Source organism: Bacillus sp. TCT6 (assembly GCF_056033845.1).
On sequence record NZ_JBVYHX010000001.1, the window covers coordinates 2,456,992 to 2,481,374 of the forward strand.

25 protein-coding genes and 3 pseudogenes are annotated in these 24,383 nt (G+C 33.2%); 6 read left to right on the plus strand and 22 right to left on the minus strand.

All coding sequences use genetic code 11. The annotated features are described in order from the left end of the window. Positions 1–202 precede the first annotated feature (202 nt). The 15 genes and pseudogenes from AC0ONG_RS12510 to AC0ONG_RS12580 form a co-directional block, all read right to left on the minus strand. Positions 203–1,397 (minus strand): annotated as a pseudogene (locus AC0ONG_RS12510) (macrolide family glycosyltransferase). 92 nt (positions 1,398–1,489) lie between these two features. Next, entirely contained in the window at positions 1,490–2,170 is a 681-nt protein-coding gene (locus AC0ONG_RS12515; RefSeq protein WP_079245606.1) for a formylglycine-generating enzyme family protein, read from the minus strand. A gap of 161 nt (positions 2,171–2,331) precedes the next feature. Further along, positions 2,332–2,837 (minus strand): annotated as a pseudogene (locus AC0ONG_RS12520) (DNA topology modulation protein). Then, positions 2,834–3,763 carry a phosphotransferase enzyme family protein gene (locus tag AC0ONG_RS12525; RefSeq protein ID WP_136997073.1) on the minus strand — a complete coding sequence of 310 codons (930 nt, stop codon included), beginning with the start codon at positions 3,761–3,763 and terminating at the stop codon, positions 2,834–2,836. The pseudogene AC0ONG_RS12520 and the gene AC0ONG_RS12525 overlap by 4 nt, the downstream one beginning before the upstream one ends. A gap of 24 nt (positions 3,764–3,787) precedes the next feature. Then, a complete protein-coding gene (locus tag AC0ONG_RS12530; RefSeq protein ID WP_001093452.1) occupies positions 3,788–4,174 on the minus strand; it encodes a ribosomal maturation YjgA family protein in 387 nt (128 codons plus the stop codon). 65 nt (positions 4,175–4,239) lie between these two features. After that, complete coding sequence (locus tag AC0ONG_RS12535; RefSeq protein ID WP_000655260.1) at positions 4,240–4,947, minus strand: class I SAM-dependent methyltransferase; 708 nt, start codon at positions 4,945–4,947, stop codon at positions 4,240–4,242. Between the two features lie 21 nt (positions 4,948–4,968). Next, on the minus strand, positions 4,969–5,322 hold the full coding sequence (locus tag AC0ONG_RS12540; protein ID WP_016098623.1) for an MmcQ/YjbR family DNA-binding protein: 354 nt from the start codon (positions 5,320–5,322) through the stop codon (positions 4,969–4,971). Between the two features lie 15 nt (positions 5,323–5,337). After that, positions 5,338–5,742, minus strand: a pseudogene (locus tag AC0ONG_RS12545) (GNAT family N-acetyltransferase). 35 nt (positions 5,743–5,777) lie between these two features. Next, complete coding sequence (locus tag AC0ONG_RS12550) at positions 5,778–6,194, minus strand: GNAT family N-acetyltransferase (protein WP_136997071.1); 417 nt, start codon at positions 6,192–6,194, stop codon at positions 5,778–5,780. A gap of 35 nt (positions 6,195–6,229) precedes the next feature. Further along, positions 6,230–6,595, minus strand: a complete 366-nt coding sequence (locus AC0ONG_RS12555; protein WP_000828001.1) for a hypothetical protein — start codon at positions 6,593–6,595, stop codon at positions 6,230–6,232. Then, positions 6,592–7,368 (minus strand): serine hydrolase, encoded by a 777-nt coding sequence (locus AC0ONG_RS12560; RefSeq protein WP_000450757.1) that lies wholly within the window; start codon positions 7,366–7,368, stop codon positions 6,592–6,594. The genes AC0ONG_RS12555 and AC0ONG_RS12560 overlap by 4 nt, the downstream gene beginning before the upstream one ends. A gap of 127 nt (positions 7,369–7,495) precedes the next feature. Then, positions 7,496–8,008, minus strand: a complete 513-nt coding sequence (locus tag AC0ONG_RS12565; protein ID WP_000617519.1) for a GNAT family N-acetyltransferase — start codon at positions 8,006–8,008, stop codon at positions 7,496–7,498. A gap of 80 nt (positions 8,009–8,088) precedes the next feature. Then, positions 8,089–9,090 carry an HAAS signaling domain-containing protein gene (locus tag AC0ONG_RS12570; RefSeq protein ID WP_001048842.1) on the minus strand — a complete coding sequence of 334 codons (1,002 nt, stop codon included), beginning with the start codon at positions 9,088–9,090 and terminating at the stop codon, positions 8,089–8,091. After that, positions 9,077–9,421: a PadR family transcriptional regulator gene (locus AC0ONG_RS12575; RefSeq protein WP_000339346.1), complete on the minus strand. Its 345-nt coding sequence runs from the start codon at positions 9,419–9,421 to the stop codon at positions 9,077–9,079. Before AC0ONG_RS12575 ends, AC0ONG_RS12570 begins: the two co-directional genes overlap by 14 nt. A 234-nt stretch (positions 9,422–9,655) precedes the next feature. After that, positions 9,656–9,976 (minus strand): DUF952 domain-containing protein, encoded by a 321-nt coding sequence (locus AC0ONG_RS12580; protein ID WP_086398322.1) that lies wholly within the window; start codon positions 9,974–9,976, stop codon positions 9,656–9,658. Positions 9,977–10,100: 124 nt separating this feature from the next. On the opposite strand from AC0ONG_RS12580, the gene AC0ONG_RS12585 reads away from it, so the two are divergent. Both AC0ONG_RS12585 and AC0ONG_RS12590 read left to right on the plus strand, forming a co-directional pair. After that, a complete protein-coding gene (locus AC0ONG_RS12585) occupies positions 10,101–10,787 on the plus strand; it encodes a hypothetical protein (protein WP_001095278.1) in 687 nt (228 codons plus the stop codon). A 221-nt stretch (positions 10,788–11,008) separates the two neighbouring features. After that, on the plus strand, positions 11,009–11,569 hold the full coding sequence (locus AC0ONG_RS12590) for a GNAT family N-acetyltransferase (protein ID WP_000337118.1): 561 nt from the start codon (positions 11,009–11,011) through the stop codon (positions 11,567–11,569). 313 nt (positions 11,570–11,882) lie between these two features. Here the strand turns inward: AC0ONG_RS12590 and AC0ONG_RS12595 are convergent, their stop codons facing one another. Further along, positions 11,883–13,958: a HelD family protein gene (locus AC0ONG_RS12595; RefSeq protein WP_136997070.1), complete on the minus strand. Its 2,076-nt coding sequence runs from the start codon at positions 13,956–13,958 to the stop codon at positions 11,883–11,885. A 287-nt stretch (positions 13,959–14,245) separates the two neighbouring features. Here AC0ONG_RS12595 and AC0ONG_RS12600 point away from each other — a divergent pair. Further along, a protein-coding gene (locus tag AC0ONG_RS12600; RefSeq protein ID WP_085959122.1) for an IS3 family transposase occupies positions 14,246–15,600 on the plus strand; the annotation gives its coding sequence in 2 pieces (ribosomal slippage) (positions 14,246–14,699 and positions 14,699–15,600; 1,356 coding nt in all). 38 nt (positions 15,601–15,638) lie between these two features. On the opposite strand, the gene AC0ONG_RS12605 is transcribed toward AC0ONG_RS12600, so the two are convergent. The 3 genes from AC0ONG_RS12605 to recQ form a co-directional block, all read right to left on the minus strand. After that, a complete protein-coding gene (locus tag AC0ONG_RS12605) occupies positions 15,639–16,382 on the minus strand; it encodes a class I SAM-dependent methyltransferase (RefSeq protein WP_001004294.1) in 744 nt (247 codons plus the stop codon). Between the two features lie 182 nt (positions 16,383–16,564). Further along, a complete protein-coding gene (locus AC0ONG_RS12610; protein WP_000274901.1) occupies positions 16,565–16,948 on the minus strand; it encodes a gamma-glutamylcyclotransferase family protein in 384 nt (127 codons plus the stop codon). A 25-nt stretch (positions 16,949–16,973) separates the two neighbouring features. Beyond that, entirely contained in the window at positions 16,974–19,091 is a 2,118-nt protein-coding gene (gene recQ, locus AC0ONG_RS12615) for a DNA helicase RecQ (RefSeq protein ID WP_000494274.1), read from the minus strand. A gap of 1,120 nt (positions 19,092–20,211) precedes the next feature. On the opposite strand from recQ, the gene AC0ONG_RS12620 reads away from it, so the two are divergent. The 3 genes from AC0ONG_RS12620 (at position 20,212) to AC0ONG_RS12630 (ending at position 21,944) form a co-directional block, all read left to right on the plus strand. Continuing rightward, positions 20,212–20,835, plus strand: coding sequence for a hypothetical protein (locus AC0ONG_RS12620; protein ID WP_000287733.1), 624 nt, complete (start codon positions 20,212–20,214; stop codon positions 20,833–20,835). Positions 20,836–20,999: 164 nt separating this feature from the next. Next, positions 21,000–21,356 carry a hypothetical protein gene (locus AC0ONG_RS12625; RefSeq protein ID WP_000606231.1) on the plus strand — a complete coding sequence of 119 codons (357 nt, stop codon included), beginning with the start codon at positions 21,000–21,002 and terminating at the stop codon, positions 21,354–21,356. A 135-nt stretch (positions 21,357–21,491) separates the two neighbouring features. Then, positions 21,492–21,944 carry a hypothetical protein gene (locus tag AC0ONG_RS12630; RefSeq protein ID WP_136997068.1) on the plus strand — a complete coding sequence of 151 codons (453 nt, stop codon included), beginning with the start codon at positions 21,492–21,494 and terminating at the stop codon, positions 21,942–21,944. Here the strand turns inward: AC0ONG_RS12630 and AC0ONG_RS12635 are convergent, their stop codons facing one another. The 3 genes from AC0ONG_RS12635 to AC0ONG_RS12645 form a co-directional block, all read right to left on the minus strand. Then, positions 21,945–22,118 carry a hypothetical protein gene (locus tag AC0ONG_RS12635; protein ID WP_170962494.1) on the minus strand — a complete coding sequence of 58 codons (174 nt, stop codon included), beginning with the start codon at positions 22,116–22,118 and terminating at the stop codon, positions 21,945–21,947. 217 nt (positions 22,119–22,335) lie between these two features. Next, on the minus strand, positions 22,336–23,166 hold the full coding sequence (locus AC0ONG_RS12640) for a GH25 family lysozyme (RefSeq protein ID WP_074789866.1): 831 nt from the start codon (positions 23,164–23,166) through the stop codon (positions 22,336–22,338). Between the two features lie 335 nt (positions 23,167–23,501). After that, positions 23,502–24,236, minus strand: coding sequence for an N-acetylmuramoyl-L-alanine amidase (locus tag AC0ONG_RS12645; protein WP_000135285.1), 735 nt, complete (start codon positions 24,234–24,236; stop codon positions 23,502–23,504). Between the last annotated feature and the right edge of the window lie 147 nt (positions 24,237–24,383).

Below are 24,383 nucleotides of genomic sequence, written 5' to 3' on the forward strand. Positions count from 1 at the left end.
TAAAACTTTAATTAGTTGGGGTTTTACGGTCGGTTAATACGGGATAAAATAAAAGTGTGCAGCAGAAATTGTAGACTTAGTTCTCAAAATTCACATTTAGTATTTTCATTTTTTCCATTTAAACAATTCTTCTCTTCTTACAACAGAAAAGTGTCTATATCATTTAATATAGACACTTTTTTCATGTATAACTTTATATTTATTACTGACCTACAAATGTAAAAATTTCATCAACAGCTTCCTTATATCCACCCGATGTTCGGAATGATTCCTTCAAATTCAAAGCAGCCTCTTTATATGAAGGGTTATTTAAAATTAACTCCACACTTTCACGCAATTTCTCCACGGTTAATTCATTCATATGTAATTGAACTCCTGCTCCAAGACTCTCCACTTGCTTTGCGATTTGCTGGCTGATCTGCACTTTGCGGTATTACAACGAGCAGAACCCCGTTATATAGTCCTTCATGCGTACTGTTCATCCCGCCGTGTGTAATAAATAGTTTCGTATAAGTAAGCAGTTCGGTTTGAGGCACATAGTGTTTCACAATGAAGTTTTTAGGAATTTCGCCTAGATTACTTATTTTCGTTTTATTACCAATAGACATAACAATTGTATGCTCACTATTCTCAAAGGCCTTCATACACAGTTTATAAAAGTCAATCGCTTCATTAAAAACAGTACCTAATGAAATATAAATCGGACTTTTTTCTTCAATTGAAGTAAAATCAACGTCTCTGTTTTTCACGTGTGCAGAGATAGATGGTCCTACAAATTTATATGTTTCATCAAACGTATCACCAAAAGGCTGGAACTCCTTAATTGTATACACAATAGTAAGGGGTGCAGGATTACAGAAAACTTCATACTGTGATTTTATTTCAACACCATATTTTTCAGCAATTCCCTTCGTTAAGTTTTGAAAATCATTCTGTATTTTATCATGAATTTCTACTGGAATATTTTTTGACAGATGACCTAACATTTGTTCAAAAGATTTTTCATCCTGCGCAAAAGATGTACATGAATTTATGGATGGCAGTTTAAGAATTTGAGCAATTAAGTGCCCACAGCCAAACATAGAATCATGAATTATGTAATCAAAATGTTCACCTTCAATTTGTTCTAGAACACTAGGTATAACAATATCCGCTGTATGTAGAAGACCGTTTATTCTTTCCTGTAAATAATTTCTGCCCCCAAATAGAAACGCTTTTATAAATTTTTGATCATCAATCGTTCGTACAGTAGCACCTGTCTTTTCAATCCGCTCCCTGAAAGCTTCTATTGAGAAATAAACGACCTCTTCACCGCGAGAAATCAATTCTTCTACAACCGGTAAAGTTGGATTTATATGTCCTTCTGATCCAGCGTTAATACATAAAACACGCGCCATTATAAACACTCCTTACGTTAAATCATTTCTATGTTAGCAAGAGTATGGATTCTCTCCATACTCTTTTCTTTGTTGTTCGTATCATATTCCTGCTAAATTGACCTAGCAAGTCTAAAACCGAGATCTTCTATATGAAATGTGGGATGGCTTCGGCGACGACAAGTAGCGCCGCAACCTCTCGCTGTCTCCGCCCAACTACCTCCACGAAAAATGCGGTATGATCCGTATACTTTTTCATCATACAAATCATAGCACCATTCCCAAACGTTCCCTAGCATATCATAAAGTCCCCATGCATTCGGTTCCTTTTGGCCAACGTCATGAATTTGTCCATTTGAATTTTCATTATACCACGCTATATCAAGAAGTTTCCCGTATGTATATCCGGTTGTACTTGCTTTACATGCATATTGCCACTCTGCCTCAGATGGTAATCGGTAGCCATTCGAATCTAAATTACATTTCACAATTTGACCAACATCACTAATAGAATAATATTCTTTTAATCCCGCTATTTTTGAAAGTACATTACAAAACGCAATGGCATCGTTCCATGAAATATTTACAACTGGTTTATGATTTTTTTCAAAATTATTTAATGTACTATTTGTAATAGCATCATATAGTTCCATTGTTACAGCATACTTTGCAAGAAGAAATGGTTGAATTTGTACTAGCCATTCTTTTTTTATTCGATCATCTCTTAATACTACCTCTCCAGCTGGAATATTGACCATTAATGAATCGATTAGTTGAATTAAATCGTTAGTCATTTTCTATTCCTCCAAACGTTCATTTTATATGAACTTATAGTCATATACTCATTACAAAATACAATTTTCAAAAAGCGTTAAATTTTTCATAATAAAAAACGATTAGTTTTATTAAACTAATCGGTAAGATCCACAAAGAATTTTTGTGTTACATTCTATTATTATATGTGCTCTAAAAATTTCCGAACCTCATTTGGAGATTTTAAAACAATAACCTTTTTCTCTTCGGGCAATTGCTCTAACTCTTTTAAAATTGTAGGTCGTTTAGCATTAGGATATTCCCATATCCATTTAAAAAATTGCAAATCAAATCTTTCTTCACATCCCGCGCCCATATCTGGTCTTGTTTTATTTCGGTATTTTACAATTCTTTTAAAAGCACGATAAATACAAATTGTTCTATGAATATCAAGGAAAATAATTGTATCAGCTGCATTCAGTCTGATACCCATCGTCCCGCCATAATTCCCATCAATAATCCACTTCTCATCTTTAATTAAGTTATTTTGAACTGTTATTTGTTCTTCTCTCGGAACACCTTCCCAATTCGGTTTCCAAAATAAAATACATCAAGATGATGCACCTTAATATTTAATTTATTTCCTAACTGTCTTGCTAGTGTAGATTTTCCTGAACCACCAGAACCAATTAATATTATTTTTTTCATACCTTTACGATACCTTCTATAACTTCTTCAATATCTTCCTTATTAGCAAAAATCCAGAAGAACATTTCTTCATTTAACTTTAATAAATCTGGTAACTGGACAAAATAAGCAATAAAGATAATTTGAATTGAAAGCATAACATACCAAATAGCTTTTAGTTCTTCTTTCGTTAAATCATTTTGTTTATAATAACCTTCAAAGACTTTGCTAACGATATGTAACCATTTTCCTCTTAATCTTTCATCACTAAATAGCTCGCTTAATACACTTGTACAGCAATAACATACATCAAATATTTTTACATTATTTTCTAAAATCTCGAAATCTATAAACCCTTCCAGTTTATCATCTTTAAAGATTACATTTGATAGATGCATATCACGATGAATAATTTGTCTCGGTAATGGATGGACCGTTTCCTTGAAATCTGTGTGCATTCGCTCCATCTTTTGAATTACCTCTCGATGAACATACTCATTCTTTTCTAAAATTGGTATAGCCCATTCAAATACCGTCTTATATAAATTTCTTTTTATTAACTCATGATCACTATTCACCGAATGTAATGCTTTGTGCAGATTAGCTATTTCTTCTCCAATTGTACTTGCTAGCCTTTCCAGCTTATCCGTATCTTTTATTTCTAAAACACTTCCGGCAACATACTCATATAAGCAATAATATTTTTCTTTATATAATACATATTGTTCATCATTTTCTGTCTTTACTACTCTCTGTACTTTAATTCCCTTTTCATACAGTTGATCCAAAACATCGAATTCAACTAGAAGTTGGTCTATCGATCCCGTTCTCTTTAAAATATACTCTTTATTCTTGCATATAACCTTCGCTACTTTTGGTTGCATTACAGTAGCTGTGACATGTTCATTTTGAAACCAAAACTTTGCAATTTCCAGTGCTTGTTCCATTTACAAATACTCCTTTTACAATTCTTATTTCTTCCGAAAAATAACCTCACACAGTATTCCCACTCCAACACCAATTGTATAAGCCACTAAATCACTCCACAAAAAACCGTATCCCAACACGAGTCCACCCAAAGTCGTTGCACGCATGCTATCTATCCATTCAGCATGATACAATTGGCTCACTTCAATCCCGTAGCAAAACATTAAACTAATAAAAGACAACTTCTTCGTCTCTGTTTTAAGAAACAAAAATCCAAAGCCAGTGAAAATCATTAATGCCCATAAAGCATCGCCTAAGTAATCATTTAATAGATGTGGTAGTGCAAAAGAAAACTTCCTTGAGCTAAGACCTAAAATAATAACAACTATAGTAAATAGTGCATATAATACTCTATTTCGTTTCGTATTCATTTTAAAGTCTCCTAATATATAATGTATAACTGTAAATAGCTAGTAAAATAAAGTTATTTTACTAGCTATTTATTAGTTGCTTTTATGATAAGAAAATGTGGATTCATATTTAGATAATAATATGATTTTTCGTCTACTTCTTTCATCTTTTCAACTGCCTTCGGTTCCACTATCTCTTCTAATACAAAATAATTTGTAGTTTCATTTATTATGTCTTGTAGTGACCTTCTGAAAAACTTGACTTCAATAGTAATATTCGGTTTAACCCAAGTATCTATTAATAACTGTTTTTCAAAATAATTTTCACATGGAAACTTTGTGAAATCCATAAAAGGATGATGAATAGAATAAATAAGTTCTCCACCTGGCTTCAGTACACGACGAAATTCTTGAAATACTTGATTCCAATTTTCTAAGTAATGAAGAGTTAACGAACTTACAATCACATCATACGTACTATCTTCAAATGGCAATGTTTCTTGCAGATCATGACAAAGGAACGTTGCTTCTTCTCCTATATTTTCTTTTGCTGCTTTTACCATTTCAGGACTTATATCAATTGCTGTAACATTTGCTCTTCTTCCTATGAATTGAGAAGTATACCATCCAGCTGCACATCCAGCATCTAGTATCTTTTTTCCTTCTAGTTCCTTTGGAATAAGCTCCATCATCGCCGGTCTTTCATAATAACTGTTATATGGATTTGCGAAATCTAGATTTTCTTTATATGTACTCGCTAATTTATCATACGTATCTTTAATCGAATCTTTCATTACACACACTCCTAATACATATTAATTCATTAACTCCTGCTGCTTTTTCTTTGAAAATGATTGTAGTACTAAATCATACGACCAATCAATCATTTTATTTATTTGCTCCTGTTCTATACCCTTACGAATATAAACGGTATTCCAATGTTTTTTATTCATATGATACCCTGGAATAATTGTCTCTGGATAATCTTCTCTTATTCTTAATGAGACTTCTGGATCACACTTCAATGTAATCGCAGCTTTTTCACCTTCTTCATGATTTACTATCGCAAATATTTTATTATTAAGCCTCATACATGTTGCACTCCAACCATCTGGAGAATCTTCTGTCGCCTTTCTTTTCGATAAACAGTACGCTCTTGTTGCATTCATTTTAATTGGCACCTCTTATTCTTTCCCTATTTGATTACGGTGCATCACAATTTGCTTTGTTGCTTGAAATTGCTGCTCACCGTAAAACTTTATTAGCTTCTCTCCGCAAAATAGACTAACAATATCAATATGAGATATTTCCCGAAGTAACATTGTAAGCATCTTCTCTCCAATACCTTTATTTCTTACACTCTCATGTATGACAACACCTTCAATGTATGCTCGAAAAACACCATCAGAAACGACTCTAGCAAATCCAACTAATTCATTTTCTTCCCATACTCCAATGGCTATACTATTCTTTAACATTTTTTCAATATCGACTTCTTTTCTTTCTGGCCATCAACCGATAGAATCATAAAGCTTCTTTATTTTTTCTGCACAGATTAGTTGTTCTTGTTGCAATTTATACGTGTACAGATTATTTCTCCTATAATTCAGTATACATAATATTATTATAATCTCTTTTCAAAAAAGTGCTGACTATGACCTTTCGGGTGATCTTCAACGACACCATACTCCCTGTAACCGTGCTTTTTATAAAATTCTGGTGCTTGGAAACTAAATGAATCTAGCAATATTAATCTACACCCTTTTTCCTTTGCAATACCTTCAATTTCATGTAAAAGTTGGCTACCATAACCGTCATGACGAACTGATTCATCAACCCATAAAAAGTCGATATGAAGGTGATAAAAATACATCGTACCTGTTACGCCACCAAAAATTTTTCCTTCTTCATTTTTTACTACGAGGCTTACTTCTTCCATCGTCTGTCTTGCCTCATCTGTTAAGATGGACATATTATATTGAATAGCTTTATTTTTAATATATTCTCCTTCAGTGCGTGTACCGTTCTTTATATGTTTCATATATATTGCTTCCTTTCAGCTCAGTAAGCTACATTTTATTTTTTCTCTTTAAAAATACTAATACATACGAATCCACCATATGTAACAAAGCATGAAAAGCCAATTATCCCTGGTACAGAGACATAGCCTATCCTTATGTAACTTATAACTGCGAAACAAGTGATAGACAATAAAATAGATGGCCAAAATATAAGAGCTGTTTTTCTTCGCCCTCGTTTCGATTTACTTTCTTTCTCTTCAGAAACACGTGTACCAAAAAGCAATACAATACAAATAAGGATTGCTGCAAAGTAAATTGTATCTAATGACAAATTGTGATTATATAGTGCGATTCCAACTTCAAGAGCAATAATCGTTAAAATTAAAATAATGATTGTTGAAGTCTTTAAGTTTCTTTTCAACCGCTCACTCCTAGCATGTTTTCACTATATTCTTTGTATATGTACTTTAAAACTACTGCAAAAGCTTCATCTACCTCTTTATTTTCACGTCGATTCGGTAAATCTTTTCCCCCAATCACATAAAGAAGCGGAAATTCGTTAAACATTCCTATTATACCAATATTTATTGTAGCTGTGAGCAATCCACCTGTCATATGAGCTAAATGATAATATGGGATTTCTTCATACTCTCCTTGTTGTCTTACCATGCCACTAATAATTGGTTCCCATAATTCTGGTTCTGATTTATAACCTTGAAAGGTTTGTATCAAAAGGGCAAGAACTTCATTTAAGTCTCCAATATTTTTCTCATCTCTAGCATTCTCTTGTATATGAATTTTTGAAAAGTACGTTTGTACATACATTTTCACAGCATCCCATCCACCACAGTGCATTACAACTGACTGTGCAACGTAACTATCATGACAAGCTATCATTACCTCGACCGCTTGACTAAGTGTTAAAGAAGTTCTTCCTTGTAAATGCGGATATAACTGCGTACTATCTTCATGCGGATTAAATTTAATGTGATGAAGTATATCATTCCAATTATGTTTATTTTCCTTCACCATTTGTGCTACTACAAATCCAATAACTAATTTTGCTGCTGATGCTAACGGAATATTTAATTCACTATTATATGAAGCAACTATACGATTGTTTTTTGTAGAATAAATTTCCATTCCCACATAATTAGATTGTACCTCTTTTATTTTATTTATGACAGTTTCCATTTCCATCCCTCTTTTCATATCGTTATATTAACTTCTAATAATTCAATATTGAATATAAAAAACCTTTTCATCAGCTATTAAAATAAGAAAAAGGTAGCATGAATTTTTTCTTGCTACCGAAAAATATTTATTCTTCTATAGGATTTTCAGGACCGTTAAGCTCCAGCTGATAAAAAGCTAAATCTAGCCATTTATTAAACTTATAACCAGCTTTTTTTATTGTCCCTGCATGAACAAATCCATAGTTTTGATGCAAGGCAATACTTTTCTCATTCTCTGCATCAATTCCAGCAATTAAGGTCATATACTCTCGTTCCTTCGCAATTTTAATTAATTCTTTCATGAATAAAGACCCAATGCCATTTTTTCTATATGTCTTATCTACATACACAGAATGTTCAACTGAATATTTATAAGCAGGCCACGCTCTAAATGGGCCGAATGTCGCAAATCCTACTACTTTATTATCTAATTCGTATATGAAAATTGGATACCCTTCGGCCTTTTTTTGTTCATACCAATCTATTCTATTTTCAAGGGTTACAGGTTTATACGCATATACAGCTGTTGTATAAAGTATCGCATCGTTATAAATATCTAAAATGTATGCTAAATCTCTTTTCGTTGCTTCCCTTATCATTGTTTTCTTCCTTTCATCATGTTCATCTTATTTCACTATCTTTTTAATAGTTTTATTTTACCGAAATTTCCGATTTTTATCTACGTACGAATACTAGCTTTTCGGAAACCATCAAATATATTTATTGCAGCAGATAACGTATAGAAGAAAATTCCTCCCCCAATGAGCCACGTTTTAAACTCCTCTGTGGAAATAGTAAATGCATTTGCCAAATACGTAATAAATCCTGTGTTAAATAAATGTGGATTTACTACAATTACAATGAATACTATCGTCCCAGCTACTTGAAGAATAGCATTTCCAATCGCCAATCTTTGCGTCCATTGTCCCTGTACTAACTTATAAAGAGATATACCTATTTCAAAAACAATCACAATAGCAACGATTGGCCAATACTGAAGTAATACATCTTGATTAAACGTCGGCGCAACAAACTTCAATCCATTTTCCGTACCATTGTATACGCCAACGAGATGATTCGCATAGAAGTAAAGTGTAGCCCATATTGCCGTCCACATTAGACCTCCAAACACTTCAAACTTTGAGATCGCCTTTTTCTTCGGGATATACGCAATATTTTTCAAATCATCTGGCGTCCATTTTTTTAAACTTGTTGTTAATGGTTGTGGGTCCTTTTCTTTATCCGTTCTTTCTATAACAGCAAACACAACTGTCAGCCAGAAAAATACTTGGAAACCTACTTCAAACGTTCTTCCAATGCCTTCACCTATCAATTTTAAAATAACATTTAATACAGCCTGATCACCACTATAACTAATAAAATTTTCTGCAACCATTGAAATAAGCGCAATTACAACTGCGATTGGTAAGATCATTTTTAATAATGTCATATATACATCAAAATAACGTGGTCCAATTAAATGCATTGGTCTATCCAAGTACCCATTAGCTAATGCAACTGGACTTCCCAATTTTTCAAGAACTCTTTTTTCATCATCTTCATTATAATCATCCGGTAACATATCCTCGATTGTTGACCGTAGTTCAAGAATAATATCTTCACGATTTTTTTCAGGTAATCTCTTCGCTACTTCCTCGACATAAATATCAATTAAATTCATTCTTGTCCTCCTTTAATAAGTTATAAAGTTCCTTCGAATCCTTTATCCATTCCTTTTTTAACTGCAAAAATATCTCTAATCCGTATTCACTTAAAACGTAATACTTACGCGGTCTACTCTCCGTTTTATCCCAACTACTCGTCACTAGCTCTTGCTTTTCTAATCGGCGAAGTAGTGGATATAAAGTACTTTGATCGATTGTGATCCCTGATTTCTCCAATAATTGGACAAGTGAATACCCATACTGCGGTGTTCTTAACTGGCTTAAAACCGCTAATGTTAATGTTCCTCTTCTTAGTTCAGTAATTAACGAATTTAATAAAGCATCCATTCACTCACCTCTTTCCCATTACTATATGTCATACAGTATATGTTTTATACTATGTATCGTACAGTATTAGTGTGATAAAAACAATATTTTTTACAAAAAAACGGATAATGAAATACACTAACTATATGATTTGCGCTTTTCTCACTAACATATATAACATACTTATCTTTTTTAATCAGTGGGGGTTTGGTTCATTCCCCACTGATTATCAGCCCTCACCAATCGAGCTGTCTGTTAATGCGGGATAAACTCTCCGTTTTCTTTATGCAATGGAACAACCTCTACAATCGCCTCAACATTAATTACTCCGTAAACATGCGGATATTCTTGACCGTTAGAAGCAAGTTCATATTTTACTTCTGCTTTTAATAGGGTTGGATCAATTGTAAGTAATAAAACATCTTCTTCATGCTTGAAATATTTTTCTGCAACTTTTAAAGCTTGATCTACTAATGAACAATGAATAAATCCCTCTTCTATAAGTGAATCTTCATTAATTTCTCCAATTATTTTTGCGATTTCCCAATTACTTTTCGTAATTACTTTTGTAATCATAGTAACTCTCCCTTTTTAATTTATGTAATGATATAATAACACTAAATTTTCAACACGTTCTTAATAGATTGGGGGACTTATAATACATAAACCTCATACTGCATTACAAACCATTATTATAAATATGAATACAAATGAACATTGGCATGATTTTATTTGTTACTGTCAGCATCGCGAAGCGGGACTTCGAAAATTAGCTTATAAACATTTAGAGACATTTATTTCAAATGCAAAGAAATGGGAATCAAAAGATCAAGAAGAGTTTGCCATTTCGCTGTTTACTATTTTAGATGCATTAAACGAAAAAGATGAGGTCTTAACTTTCTCACTAAATAGTTTTCTAATTGATATTCTATATAGATGGACAGAAAACAATCCGATTGATTCAAGACCTTTTAGATGGATAGGAATTTATATGGACTCTAGCAATAAAGAAGACGATTTAGAAAAATCCCTTCGAAAAGCGATTGAATTAGGTGGTTATACCGAACAAAAAGCCATGATATACCTAGTTTCTAATTACATCAATACTTTAGAATTTGGTACAAATGAATTCCCTTCAGGTTATTGCGGAGATTTAAGCGAATGTATAGAAAAACTTCCCTATATGCTGCAATTAATTAATAGAATTCAGAATAAGAACATAAAGAAGCTACACATTGGTCAAATACAAGTACAACTACACCTTATTCTAGATTGGTTAAAACATACACAAATTCCAGTAGATGCCGTTCGTATACGGGAAAAAGGACAAACTAAGGAATTAGAAAAGGTCATTGTATATTATTTATACAACAGCTCAAGTCGTTAATTCATCTTGTACAGAGATAATGAATTTGTTTAAAAAACGCCAGTCATGTTATTCAAAAATCGGGTTATATAACGGAATAAATTATTGTAAAAATTAGAAACATTTGAAATAATCGTTATTAAGTTGAAGCAGAGCGAATGCAGAAAAAGGTGATACGACTTTTTCTTACTTAAGAATCGCGAAACAGTTAAAAATTTTAATTAATTATATTCCGAAAGGGTGTGTGTAGTATCTTATCAACTAATGTTTTTACTTATAAATCTAAGGATGGAAAAACAGTAATAATTAGAGAAGCTAAAGAACAGGATGCAGAAAGAATACTAGATTCTGCTTCAAAAGCTTTAATAAACGCTCCATACATGCTAAGTACGGTTGAGGATGTAAAAAAGGTGCGTATCGATGCTATTCAAAAAACGTTAAAAGCTTATCATGAAAATCCAAATTATGTACAGTTTATTGCTGAAGTTGATGGTAAGTTAGTCGGTGCAATAGATTTTAAGAACGGAAACAAAGAAAAAATTAGTCATCAAGGGGCTTTTGCGATGACCATACTACCTGAATATCGAAATTATGGTATTGGAAGAGCTCTTCTAGAAACGTTAATCAATTGGGCTAAAAATAACAGTAAGATTGAAAAAGTTTGTCTTGAGGTAATGGAAGATAATCTAGGTGCAATCCAGTTATATAAGAATCTAGGCTTCTTTGAAGAGGGTAGAAAAGCAAAGGGTGTAAAATTGGATGATAGCTATCAAAATTTAATATTAATGGCTTTATTCGTTTAAAATTGAACATTATTCAACAATGGGCGGTATTGTTGAATAAAACTTAGATTTTCAAACGACTTTATTGTTATATTTTTAAGTACAGTGAAGTATCTTATATCGAAAATTAAATAACTATGTTTTAACCCCGTCCTAAATTTAGAGCGGGGTTATACTTGTTTTAGGTTTTAAAATTAAATAACTTTATTGTCATTTTACACATCTACCATTTCAATATAAAAAAGAGGATTTTCATACAGTACTAGAAAATCCTCTTTTTATATTTATCCCACATTAGCTTGCAGTAAAACTCCCCACTGATTATAGTTTCACTTTATTTTAATCCTTTAATTAAAGGTGACGCTTCCCCACTATGGAAAATCCATAAGTCATGAAGTGATCTCGTACATCCGACATATAGTAACTTTGCATCATGTTTTGTGTTTTTGTAATGTTCTTCATCCACATCAATTAAAAGCACCGCATCAAATTCTAAACCTTTCGCTAAATAGACAGGTACTACTGAAATACCACCTTCATATTTACTTTGATCTGCTTCAATAACGTTTACAGCCAATCCTGCTTTTGTTAATTTCTCATATATATCGCGGCATTCATCGTCTGTTCTTCCTATTACCGCAATGGTTTTCACATCTTCGTTTTGTAGATGTTTTAACGTCTTCATAATCTCATTAAATTGATCTTCTGCATGGATTACCTTAACATCTTCACCACTGCGAAAAACTGGTGTTGCGAGCCCAACTGGAATCTCTGCATTTTTAATTATTTCGTTCGCAAATTCTATAATTTCTTTTGTAGAACGATAACTTCTCGTCAGTTCATAATAACCTGTTTCTTGGAATACTTCTTTAAAAGCACTCCAATCTTCAATTCCTTGATAATCATAAATTGCTTGAGATAAATCACCTAATATAGTAAAAGAATTACCTAGTGTAATTTCTTTTAATACATAAACTTGGAATGGTGGAAAATCTTGCGCTTCATCAATAACGACGTGATGGAATTTCTGTCCGATTTCAATACCTGTTATGCGGTGATGTATGTAAATTAAAGCTGGTAAATCTTCTACATACACTTCTTTTTTACGACAACTCTTTTCAGTTTCTTTCACAAGTTCTTCAGGCAATACTTCGAGTATTTCTTTACTTTTCAATATTGAACTATATAGTGAAAGTGGGCTCATTTTCGGCCAAAACTTCATATAAGTGTTCAATCTCTTTGTCGCTTCTTTTTTTAACAATTTCTTCTCGTTTGTTTCTCCATACTTTTTCAGTTCAATTTCAATCCAGCGCTTCATTCGGCCGACTAATCTTTCTCTTCTTTTCTTTAATGGATAATGTTTATATTCAACTTGCATCCATTTTTTTATGTCTTCTACTGGAATAATAGCTTTGTCCCATGCCTCAAAATCACTTGTTGGTATTAATTCATTTTCAAATTGAATCATTCTCTCTTCAATAAAGAACTTAAATTCCAGTGTACCTTTCAATTTACCGAGCATAACCTTTTCTTCATCACGATTAATTGAAAATGCTTCTTTCAATTTTTCTTCTGTCTGCTTTAGTTTCACTGAATCATCTAACGTACGTAATGCCCAATCCGGAAACGTTGTTTGACTAATATTCCCTACACCTAATTCAGGAAGTACACTCGAAATATAGTCTAAAAACAGACTATTCGGCGCAAATACGATCATTCTCTCAGCTTCTAGCTGCTCACGATATTCATAAATCAAAAAAGCAAGGCGATGTAAAGCAATTGTTGTCTTTCCGCTCCCTGCAACCCCTTGAATTAATAATGGCAAGTTTCTTTCCGCACGAATAATATCATTTTGTTCCGATTGAATCGTTGAAACAATATCCTTTAGTTTATTATCTTTATTCTCACCTAATCGATATAGAAGAAAATCATCGGCATGTGATACATCTTCATTTCCTTTTACATATGTATCAACGACACGTTCAAGTTCTCTTTTTCGAATAGAAATGTTTCGTTTTAAATACACATCACCTTCTACTAACCCATCTGGTGATTGATAAAATGCTAATTCTTCTCCACCGGTAAATGAATAAAACATACTTGCGACAGGTGCTCTCCAATCAATAATGATTGGTTTCATCGTGTCCATATCCGAAACCCCTACTTTTCCAATATAAATCGGCATAGCTGCTTCTTTACCATCTTCCTTAAAATCTAACCTTCCAAAGTACGGCTCTTGCACACCAATACGTAAATTTTGTCTATTAGACTCTCTCATACTTTCAAGAATTTGCTCCTTAAAATCTTCTCCATAATAAACTGGGATTTTTTCAAGCTTATCCAATTGCTCATCCATCGTATGCAAAGTATCCTTCATTTTTTGTAACTCATCTTCAAATATGTTGCTCATTTCGACGATTCCCTCCTGTCCGTTCTAATTTTTCAGTCGAAGTATCATTGTATTAAAAATCCAATCATAAAGTCAATAGTTTCTATTTAAATTTTCCGAAAAAACTTACTTTTCATCTTTCTAATTTAAAAAGAATATGCAACATTTAAATCACACAACTACACATATATTAAATTGATGTATACAAAAACGACAATTATTCACACAATAAAAGTAAAAAGAGTAAGGATTTTGAACTGCACCCCAATTGTTAGACACAGTCTAACAATTGGAGGTGCGGTTTTTCTATGGCTAAATTTACAGCTGATGAAAAAATACAAATCGTTCTACGTTATTTGAACGGAAATGAAAGTTATCGAGAAATGGGTAGATCGCTCGGTATAAGTGACACAATCATTTTGAATTGGGTAAACCAATATAAACAGAATGGTCTGGAAGCTTTTCTAAAACGATGTACAAATTACACACAACAATTTAAACTAGACGTACTAAACTTTATGATTGAAAACGGTATGTCCTTATTTGAGACGGCAGCTATCTTTAATATTCCTGCCCCTTCAACGATTTCTGTTTGGAAAAAACAGCTCGAAACACAAGGAATTGATGCCCTTCAATCTAAGAAAAAGGGGCGTCCATCCATGAAAAAAGATTCAAATAAACAATTAAAACAACATTTAGCTGAAGGGTCAGTCGAAGCACTTGAAGCACGCATTAAACAGCTTGAGATGGAAAATGAGTACTTAAAAAAGTTAAATGCCTTAGTTCAAAACAAGGAAAAATCACAAAACAAGACAAAGCGCAAGTAGTCTATGAATTAAGGCATAAATATTCGGTGAAGGCACTCGTGGAGCTAGCTACTATTCCTCGAAGCACGTATTATGATTTAGTAAAGAAAATGAATCGTCCAGATGTAGATGCCGATTTGAAAGCTGAGATTAAAGCGATTTATGAGGAAAATGAAGGTCGTTATGGTTACCGTCGCATTCGTGATGAATTAACGAATCGTGGCCAGAAAGTGAACCACAAGAAGGTTCAGCGCATTATGAAAGAGCTTGGGTTAAAGTGTGTTGTGCGTATGAAGAAATATAAATCCTATAAAGGAAAAGTCGGTAGAATTGCACCTAATATTTTAGAGCGTAATTTTCATACAGATGCACCGAATCAAAAGTGGGTAACAGACATCACAGAGTTTAAATTGTTTGGAGAAAAACTGTATGTATCACCTGTATTAGATTTGTATAATGGTGAAATTATTACCTATACAATTGGTTCTAGACCGACGTATTCGCTTGTTTCAGACATGTTAGAGAAAGCATTGGAACGTTTACCTGAAACGCACCAGCTACTGATGCATTCGGATCAAGGATGGCATTATCAAATGAGACAATACGTCCGTACTCTTGAATCAAGAGCTATCGTCCAGAGTATGTCTCGAAAAGGCAACTGTTACGACAACGCAGTAATAGAAAATTTCTTTGGGATTATGAAGTCGGAGTTCCTCTACATAAAAGAATTTGAAAATGTAGAGCACTTTAAAATAGAATTAGAAAAATATATAGATTATTATAATACGAAACGGATTAAGGCAAAATTAAAAATGAGCCCGGTACAATACCGGACTCACTTTTATCAAGCTGCCTAATCAAATAACCGTGTCTAACTTTTAGGGGTCACTTCAATTTAATCCCTACTCTTTTTTACTTTTATTCGATATGATAAACATTCATTTAAAGAGGATCGCTCTTTATATTTCCCAGCTTCAAAATCATGCGCTCCTCCTGGGAAAATCCCAACTATACTTAAATGAGCCTCGGCACATAAATTACTAATCTCACCTACAGCATAGCAGCGTAAAGATTGTGTCACGATATCATTTGAAGAATCTATTTCCCACCAATGGTCTAGCATTCTTGCATTTTCACTATCATATTCATACTTTCGCATTGCAGAACCTATCGGCATTTCTTGTCCATTGGCCTTTTCCCAATATAACGGTTGATAAATATCAATAAGTGCACATCCATCATCCATCATCCAATTTTTAATTCGTTTTAATAGAATCAATTGTTCCTCATCTGTTCCTACACCAAATCCGTCTAAATAAATAACAACATCAAACTTTTCTTTAAAGTTAATTTTATAAAAATCGGCGCAATGAACCTCAATATCATTAGTAGCATGTTCTTTTGCAAACATAGCTAACTCCGGTACAAGCTCAACAGTAGTCATTTTTACATTCAAATTAGACATCGCCCTTGCAAATCCGCCATTTCCAGCTCCTAGTTCTAACATCGTCTGAATTGGATATCCAACTTGTTCTTGCACTTCTTTAGCAACTTCCTGTAACCAATTTTCATTATTTATATCATAGCTTATTAGTTCAAATTGTTTTTTATAAAATTCTTTTACATTTAATTCGTTCATTATTATTCTCCTCCTGCAAATTATTTTTCTGTTACAGGTGAGAAACTAAATTTCTAATGCCCATGAAAAATCCTCCTTTTGATTTCCCTATATTTACAATTCATCAAAATAATAAGAATTTTGAAAGTGAAAGTATAAAAAATAGATAATGGATTATTCCACTATCTACTCTTTAGCTACTTTTATTTTTCTTTTTGATACTCCACCCAGTCACCAGAATCAATAACTTTCAATATCATCTTTTTATCTTGAGCGATATACACATATGCTTCTATTTCCCTATCAGCAACATATACTGTTTGCGTGATTCGATCATATAAATCGGTCTCCGCATTACCTGTATATTCTTCTAGTTCATCTAACTTACACAATATCTCATCATTTACTACATAAACTTCTCCATACACCTTTTCTTCAATCGAATAAGTCATAGCCGGATATCCTTCATTCGTATCAAATAATTTTCCATATGTCCAAGCTCTGTCTGCAATGCACGTTGCACCTAACATATAATGAGCATTCGTTTGTCCTCTTCTTAACGTGCCATAAACGAACACATGATACATAAATTCTTATCCCCTTTATATGTCTCTACTTTCTTATTTGTAAATAAGCACGAATCATAAAGTAACTCACTTCATTCGGAAGCTGTTCTTTAATAGATTTCAGCCCACCCTCTGCATTTTGAACGGCAGTTTCAATAAGAGATTCATACTCTGCTGGAACAAAGCTTTGCCAATCTACTTCCATTCCATCCTCATAGCAGCGAATTAAATGGTTTTCAATTGTTTGTCTTGATAAGTTACGTTCTTTTGCAATCTCATTCAAATCAATACCTTGTTTATACATTTCATACGTTTCTAAATGAGAATTTGCGGACGCTTTTCCTGACTTTTTACGCTCTGCAACTACTTCTGTCTTAATCGTTTCAGCGTAATTTGGATTTTCCTCAATAAAATGCTGAACTGCTTGTAAGAAGTGCGAGCCATATTTCACAAGTTTGTGTTCTCCGATACCTTTTACCGTCAACAATTCGGAATCACTTTGCGGCATTTTCACGCACATATCTTTTAATGTTTGGTCAGAGAAAATAACGAACGGAGGTACACCTTCTCCTTGTGCAATTTCTTTACGTACTTCACGAAGCACTTCAAATAAAGGATGGTCTTGTACAATTTGTCTTGTCTCTACTCGTTCTTTTCGTAAAACATTCTCTTTACCAAGTAATACTTCTTTCCCTTTTTCTGTTACTTTTAACGTCGGATAAGTGCCATGTTCAACTGCAATTAACTCATCTGAAATTAAAAACTCAATAAACTCACTGACCTCTTTTACACTACGGTTCGATAAAAGCCCATACGTTGGTAAAGTATGAAAATTAAATTCAATAACTTTCTTATTTTTCGACCCCGTTAATACTTGCGCTATCATTTGCTTCCCAAAGCGTTGGTTCGTTCTAATCATGCATGATAAAACCATTTGTGATTCCCTTGTCACATCAATGCTCTCGCGATCGTCTGTACAATTACCACAGCGTCCACAATCTTCTTTCGGTTCTTCTCCAAAGTATTGCAAAATGAATGATTGTAAGCATTGTTCTGTATGACAGTAATCGGTCATATTTTGCAATTTTTCAAGTTCATTTGAAAAACGTGATTCTCCAGTTGATTGATCAATTAAAAAACGCTGTACTTGTACATCTTGAGAAGAATATAACAATATACATGTACTATCTAATCCGTCACGACCAGCACGTCCTGCTTCTTGATAGTAACTTTCCATATTTTTTGGAAGCTGATAATGAATTACGTAACGAATATTCGATTTATCAATACCCATCCCGAATGCAGATGTTGCTACCATTACACTTACTTCATCTCGTAAAAAGAGTTCTTGTTGCTCATTTCGATCACTATCACTCATACCAGCATGATATTTTGATACAGAAACTCCAGCCTTCATTAAATCTTCATATAACTGATCGACTACTTTTCTAGTAGCTGCATATATAATCCCAGATTCCTTTTGATTTTGACGAATATAATCCGCCAAATATGCATTTCGATCTTGCCCTTTAATGACAGAAAACGATAAGTTCTCACGCTCAAACGTTGTCATAATTGTATTTTCTTGATTAATTTCAAGTGTGTTACAAATGTCCTCACGTACTTGCGGTGTTGCTGTTGCTGTTAATGCTAATACGAGCGGTTTTTCTGGAAGATAATCTAATATGCGATGTATATGTAAATAACTTGGACGGAAATCATGTCCCCACTGTGAAATACAGTGTGCTTCATCAATCGCAATCATAGGGATTTTCATATCGATAAGTTGGTCAACAAACTCCATCGAATCAAGACGCTCAGGCGCGACATAAAGTAATTTGTAATGTCCTTGTTTCGCTAATTGAATTCGCTGATTTGCTTCGGCAATAGAAATAGAACTATTAATATATGTAGCTGAAATGCCATTCTGTACCAATGTATCTACTTGATCCTTCATAAGTGATATTAAAGGCGATATAACCAACGTCGTTCCTTCAAATACTAATGCCGGAATTTGATAACAAATCGACTTACCGCCACCCGTTGGCATAATACATACTGTATCTTTCCCATCTAGTACATTTTTAATTGTTTCATCTTGTCCTCTTCGAAACGAAGAATAACCAAAGTAGGACGCTAAAAGTTCTTGTGCTTTAGTAAACAAAAAAGAGTCACCTGCTTTTCTTTATCTTTCATCTACTTCTATTATATCAATCACTTATGCGACTTGAAAGAGATGAATAGATGCTTATTATTTTTTCATTATTCTATGTTTCTCCACCTATTTAATATGAATTAGCATCCATGTTTTATATGTTTTACAACATTTATAACGTAAATCCAGTAAACATGAAGAAAGAGTTTCAATTTAAATATTCATTTTATTTCCCTTTCTTGAATACTACTAATCGTATACATATAAATTCAGGAGGTTTCTATATGAAACATCATAATATGAGTTCCATCACGGCAAAAAAGAAAACAACACAACTCCAATTCTCTAATAATGATGCGTGGAAATATGAATCATACTATAAGTACCAACCATTATTCTCTTATAAAAAGCTTTTTAATTTTCTTTCTCAACTTTTTAGATGTTAATATATGCGCAAAAAATATATCATTCGCAGAATTTTTCTCAATATTAAATGTATAGACTTACTACAATTCAGTTGTTACCATATATAATAATCTGTTGGATAAACCCCTTAAGTTGACCTGCTTATATTAGCAGGTCTTTTTCATGATTACTTACTTCTACACCTCAATCTCACTTCCAAGTCTTTTTTCCATTTTATAACCATATTTAAATCCCAACAATTAATGATAATCATAAATTGTTGGGATTTTAATTGTTCACATATAATTATGCAATTCTTCTTTCTCAATACACAAAACACATTTTACTTGTTACTATGAAAGTACTCCAGATGAGTTTTTGCTCATCGACATTATCTAGTTAATGGGGCCAGCCGCGGGAAGCAGGTCTCTTTGACTTTATTAAGGTCCCAATTTCATTTGGACACATTTACCAGGTTTTTTCAAAAGAATTTTATGATAACATTACGTAGTCGAGTCCGACATCTCGGCAATACCCTTTTGAGGGTCTGTAACTTCCCTTGCAGACCCTCTTTTACTTTATATTCAATTTATTCATATATACCACAAGATCATTCACCTAATTTCTCCAATTCAAATTCCCTAAAAATAATCTAGGACACGTAACTAAACATAAATCTATATCATACTTTGAGTTATACATGTTCAAAGGAGTGTTACTATTTATGTATTCTTATTGGCAATCGTATTACTCCCCCTACCATAACCCTTATGTAAACTATGATTTATCCGTACGTAACTACCGAATTAGTAAAAACGAGAATTTTTTAAAAGGGTATATGCGTTCTTTATGGGAACAACACGTCGCTTGGACGAGATTGGCTATTATAAGTATTGTATTTAATTTACCCGATGTTAACGTTACTGTTGGACGACTTCTACAAAACGCAACACATATGGGACTATCACTTGAACCATTTTACGGTGAAGATGCAGTAAAAAAATATAGTGCATTAATTAAGGATCACTTAGTCATTGCAGCAGATCTTGTTAAAGCCGCAAAAACTGGTGATCAAAATGCAGCTGCCGCTATAGAGAAAAAATGGTACGCTAATGGTGATGAAATCGTTGAGTTTCTTAATAACATCAACCCATATATAGGAAAAGAAGAATTTCGAAAAATGTTTTATGAACATTTAGCACTAACGAAAGCAGAAGCACTTGCCTTCCTAAATAAAGATTATGAAGCAGGAGTAAAACTTTACGATAAAATTGAAAAAGAAGCATTAGAAATGGCTGACATGATAACAAACGCAATCGTAAAACAATTCCCGCAAGTATTTCAATAAAGTGAAACTTTAATCAGTGAGGGGTTTGTTCATCCCCCACTGATTATCAGCTCTCACCAATCGGCTTATTTAGTTTTCTCTCCATGATATTTCACCTCTCCTCTTTACATTTAGCTTATATCGATATATTTTATTAATATCCGTTTTTTATAGGAGGAAATAGTTTGATTAACGCGATTGGTCTCGTTTTTATACTTACAAATAAACACGAGAAAAAAAAGAAAGTTTACTTAAATGAAAAATTTGCACTAATAGATATTATTGATTCTAAAGAAGTATTTGATGATGAAGGAAATCCTTTAGTAGAACTAACATGTAAATACAGTATATATTTAGATGAAAAATATTACTGTAAATCTCTCGATGATTATACCGGACAAGTCTTTCCTTTCTTAAGTGCAAAAATAGGAAAAGGTCTTCTAAGAAACTTAAACTACTACTTTTCTTACGTTGATGCCTATGATAAGAAACCACCAGTTAAAGAAATAAGACCACTTATGAAACAAGTAACTAACAGATAGCCAAAAATACCAAAAAAAGAAAGCATCTAACCCTGGATGTTTTCTTTTTTATTAAAAACTCATTAACTTTCATCCTCTTCTAAAAGTATGTATCCAAGCATATTTTAAATTAAAAACATTGGAGGATTAGAGTGAATGAAATACTCAGAAACAATTATAAGCAAACGACTTCGAATACTTAAAATGACGGGTATGTTTTTCATGCTAGTGTTAATAGCATGGATTGGCTATACAAAATTACTTTATGAAAACGGCTTTCTTCAAGAAAAAAAGAATTCAGTAGAAGTAATGAACACTAGCATTACAGGAGAAATAGAGCAGCTTTTTCATATAAACTTGCAAGGTTATCGAAAAACAATCCTTGATGCTGTTATAGAAGCCAGTAAAACCGATCCAAGTGAACTATCCTTAATTGAACTAGTCAACAAATCCTGCTCGCGAGATTGCATAGGTGAACCAGTTACATATGTAAACTCAAACAATGGATATATCTTTTATAAGGAATCTAATGGAACTAATGTAGCTATAACGGTTAAAAAGAAAGACACATGGGTAATTGTAAAGAAATCTGTTCAAGATGGAATATAATCACCCCAAAAAAGAGTACGCATCGTACTCTTTTTTATTATTAATACCCTTCCTCTTCATGCCTACAATGGCATTTCGCTTTTGTTTTACAATGACATTTTTCACACTCACACTTCGGTCTCTCTTTGCAACAACATTCGTGAAAATCACTGCGTTTACATCTACATCTCCCAAACATTAAATTATCCCAAAATTCATTACAATTTCGGGAATGCCCACAATGACAAGTATTCCCCATGGATATGCTTCCTCCTTAATAGAATTCATCATATTCTATGTTTGAAAGTATACAAAGGCTTGTTTATTAGTCTATTTTCTCCATATTATAACTAGATTTAGAAGATTACATAAAAATAAAAAGCCGTCATATGACGGCTTTTTATTTAGCAAACTACTCTTTTGTATAAAAAAATTTAATTCCTTTCGTATCTAACCAAGCCGTTGCTTTGTCCAGTTCGTTCCCTTGACGATAATCTGTCTCGAAATACACAAGTCCTTGGTTATTTCCGGGAGATATTATTTTAGAAGTATATCCAAGCTTATCCATCATTTGAATCATGTCAGGAATTAAATTTACACCAAATTCATAAGTAACTACTTTGTTATATTTATTCACTATAATTCCAACCCCTTCTTGTTTCTTTATTGGCTCAACAGTTTGATTTATAAACCAAGCTAACGGTTTATTTCCAATTAGCTCATTTAAATCACATTTTCCGATACCAGCTACATTCCCTGTTTCTGTGTATTGCCAAATATCACATGGATACGCCGGTTTGTTACCACCATAACGAGGAATCCATACAAAATCAGAATTGACATTTGCCATTCCAAATGGAGCATACATATGATGAGCAATATATAAACCGACCTTCTTAGCTCCTAATCTACGTAATTCATCAATAAATGCTTGTGCACCCGCTCTCATATCATTCATTGTTTTTACTTCTACGTCAGCTACCCAAACTGTGGCATTTTTTTCACCACGGTTCCAAAAGTCTCTTGCTTCTATCCGTGCATCCTCTACTGAAACGAAACGACAGAACGCATAATTACCAAACGGAATATTTCTTACTTTCATTGCTTGTACATAATTATTATATAAAGGATCAACATAAGTTGAACCATCTTGCACACGTGCAATTACGAAATCTAATTGTGGGGCTGCGATATCCCAGTTAATATTGCCATTCCATTTTGAAATATCTACAATGTAACCCATTATTCATCATCTCCTTTTTTATTATCATATTCAGAGATTGTATTTTTTGCTCTTATCCCTTAAACAATCAAGTCAGTTTTTTTATTAGCAGTAGAGATTTTGTATTCATTGATAATGATTTAAAATTTAACTTATGTATCGAAAAATAGAATATTATTATAGATTTAAAAGATGATTATTCAAAAAAACTAAAGTATATAATTAAAACCACCTTTTTGATAGGTGGTTTTAATTATATACATTGTCCATATTTGTGGTTACATAGTATATTATCGTGAGCCATTAAAATAATAAAAGCCAACTTGTATTTTTAACCCACTGATTAAAGTTTTACTTTATCTCACATACTCATAGTACCACTTACGCGCATCTAACCAAGCTGTAAATTTATCGATATTTCCAGCTGGATAGCCATTCGTTATAGCATAACCAATGCCATCTTTCTGAACGACAATTTGTCCATCAATACCCGCATCAACCATCGCTTGAGCCAAAGCTTGTAAATTACTAAATGCTACACCGCCAGTTTTTACTTTGAGCAAATCCACTGTACCTCCTCCAGTTTGTCCTGTAAGAGCAAACACAATAGAATTAGCGATTTTATCAACATTCCATTTTGCCATGTCAGATTCATTATCAATAAATCCTAATTCTATAAGAATAGCAGGTGCTTTCGTCCCATTTAATACCGCTAAATCTGTACGCTGTTTTGCACCTCGATCACGCCATCCAATATCTTTTGCTAGTTGAGCTGAGATTTTAGCCGCCAAGTCTTTCTGATCATAATACAGAACCTCAACACCCTGTCCATTTCCATCGCTTGCATTAAGATGAAAAGAAATAACTAAATCCACAGCATGGGAATTGCTTTTACGAATGATATTATTTAAATTTTGTGATTGAGTTGTCCCTACCTCGTCCGTATCGTCATAAACCGTGTGTCCTAAGGCTCTTAACTTAGCCGCCACGGCATCTTTAACTTGCCTATCCAGAACGTGTTCTTTCCGATTCCCGAAATTAGCACCTTGAACAATACTATTATGTCCTCCGTGCAAACTATATCTAGCCATTATTCATCAACATCTCCTTTCTTAATATTCTATTCAAAACTTGTCTTATTGCTATTCCCACTTACAATCTTAACTGTACCCATACACCCTACATTTTCTAAAATTGACGGTACGAACAAAAAAGCATCACCCTTTCGGCGATGCCTA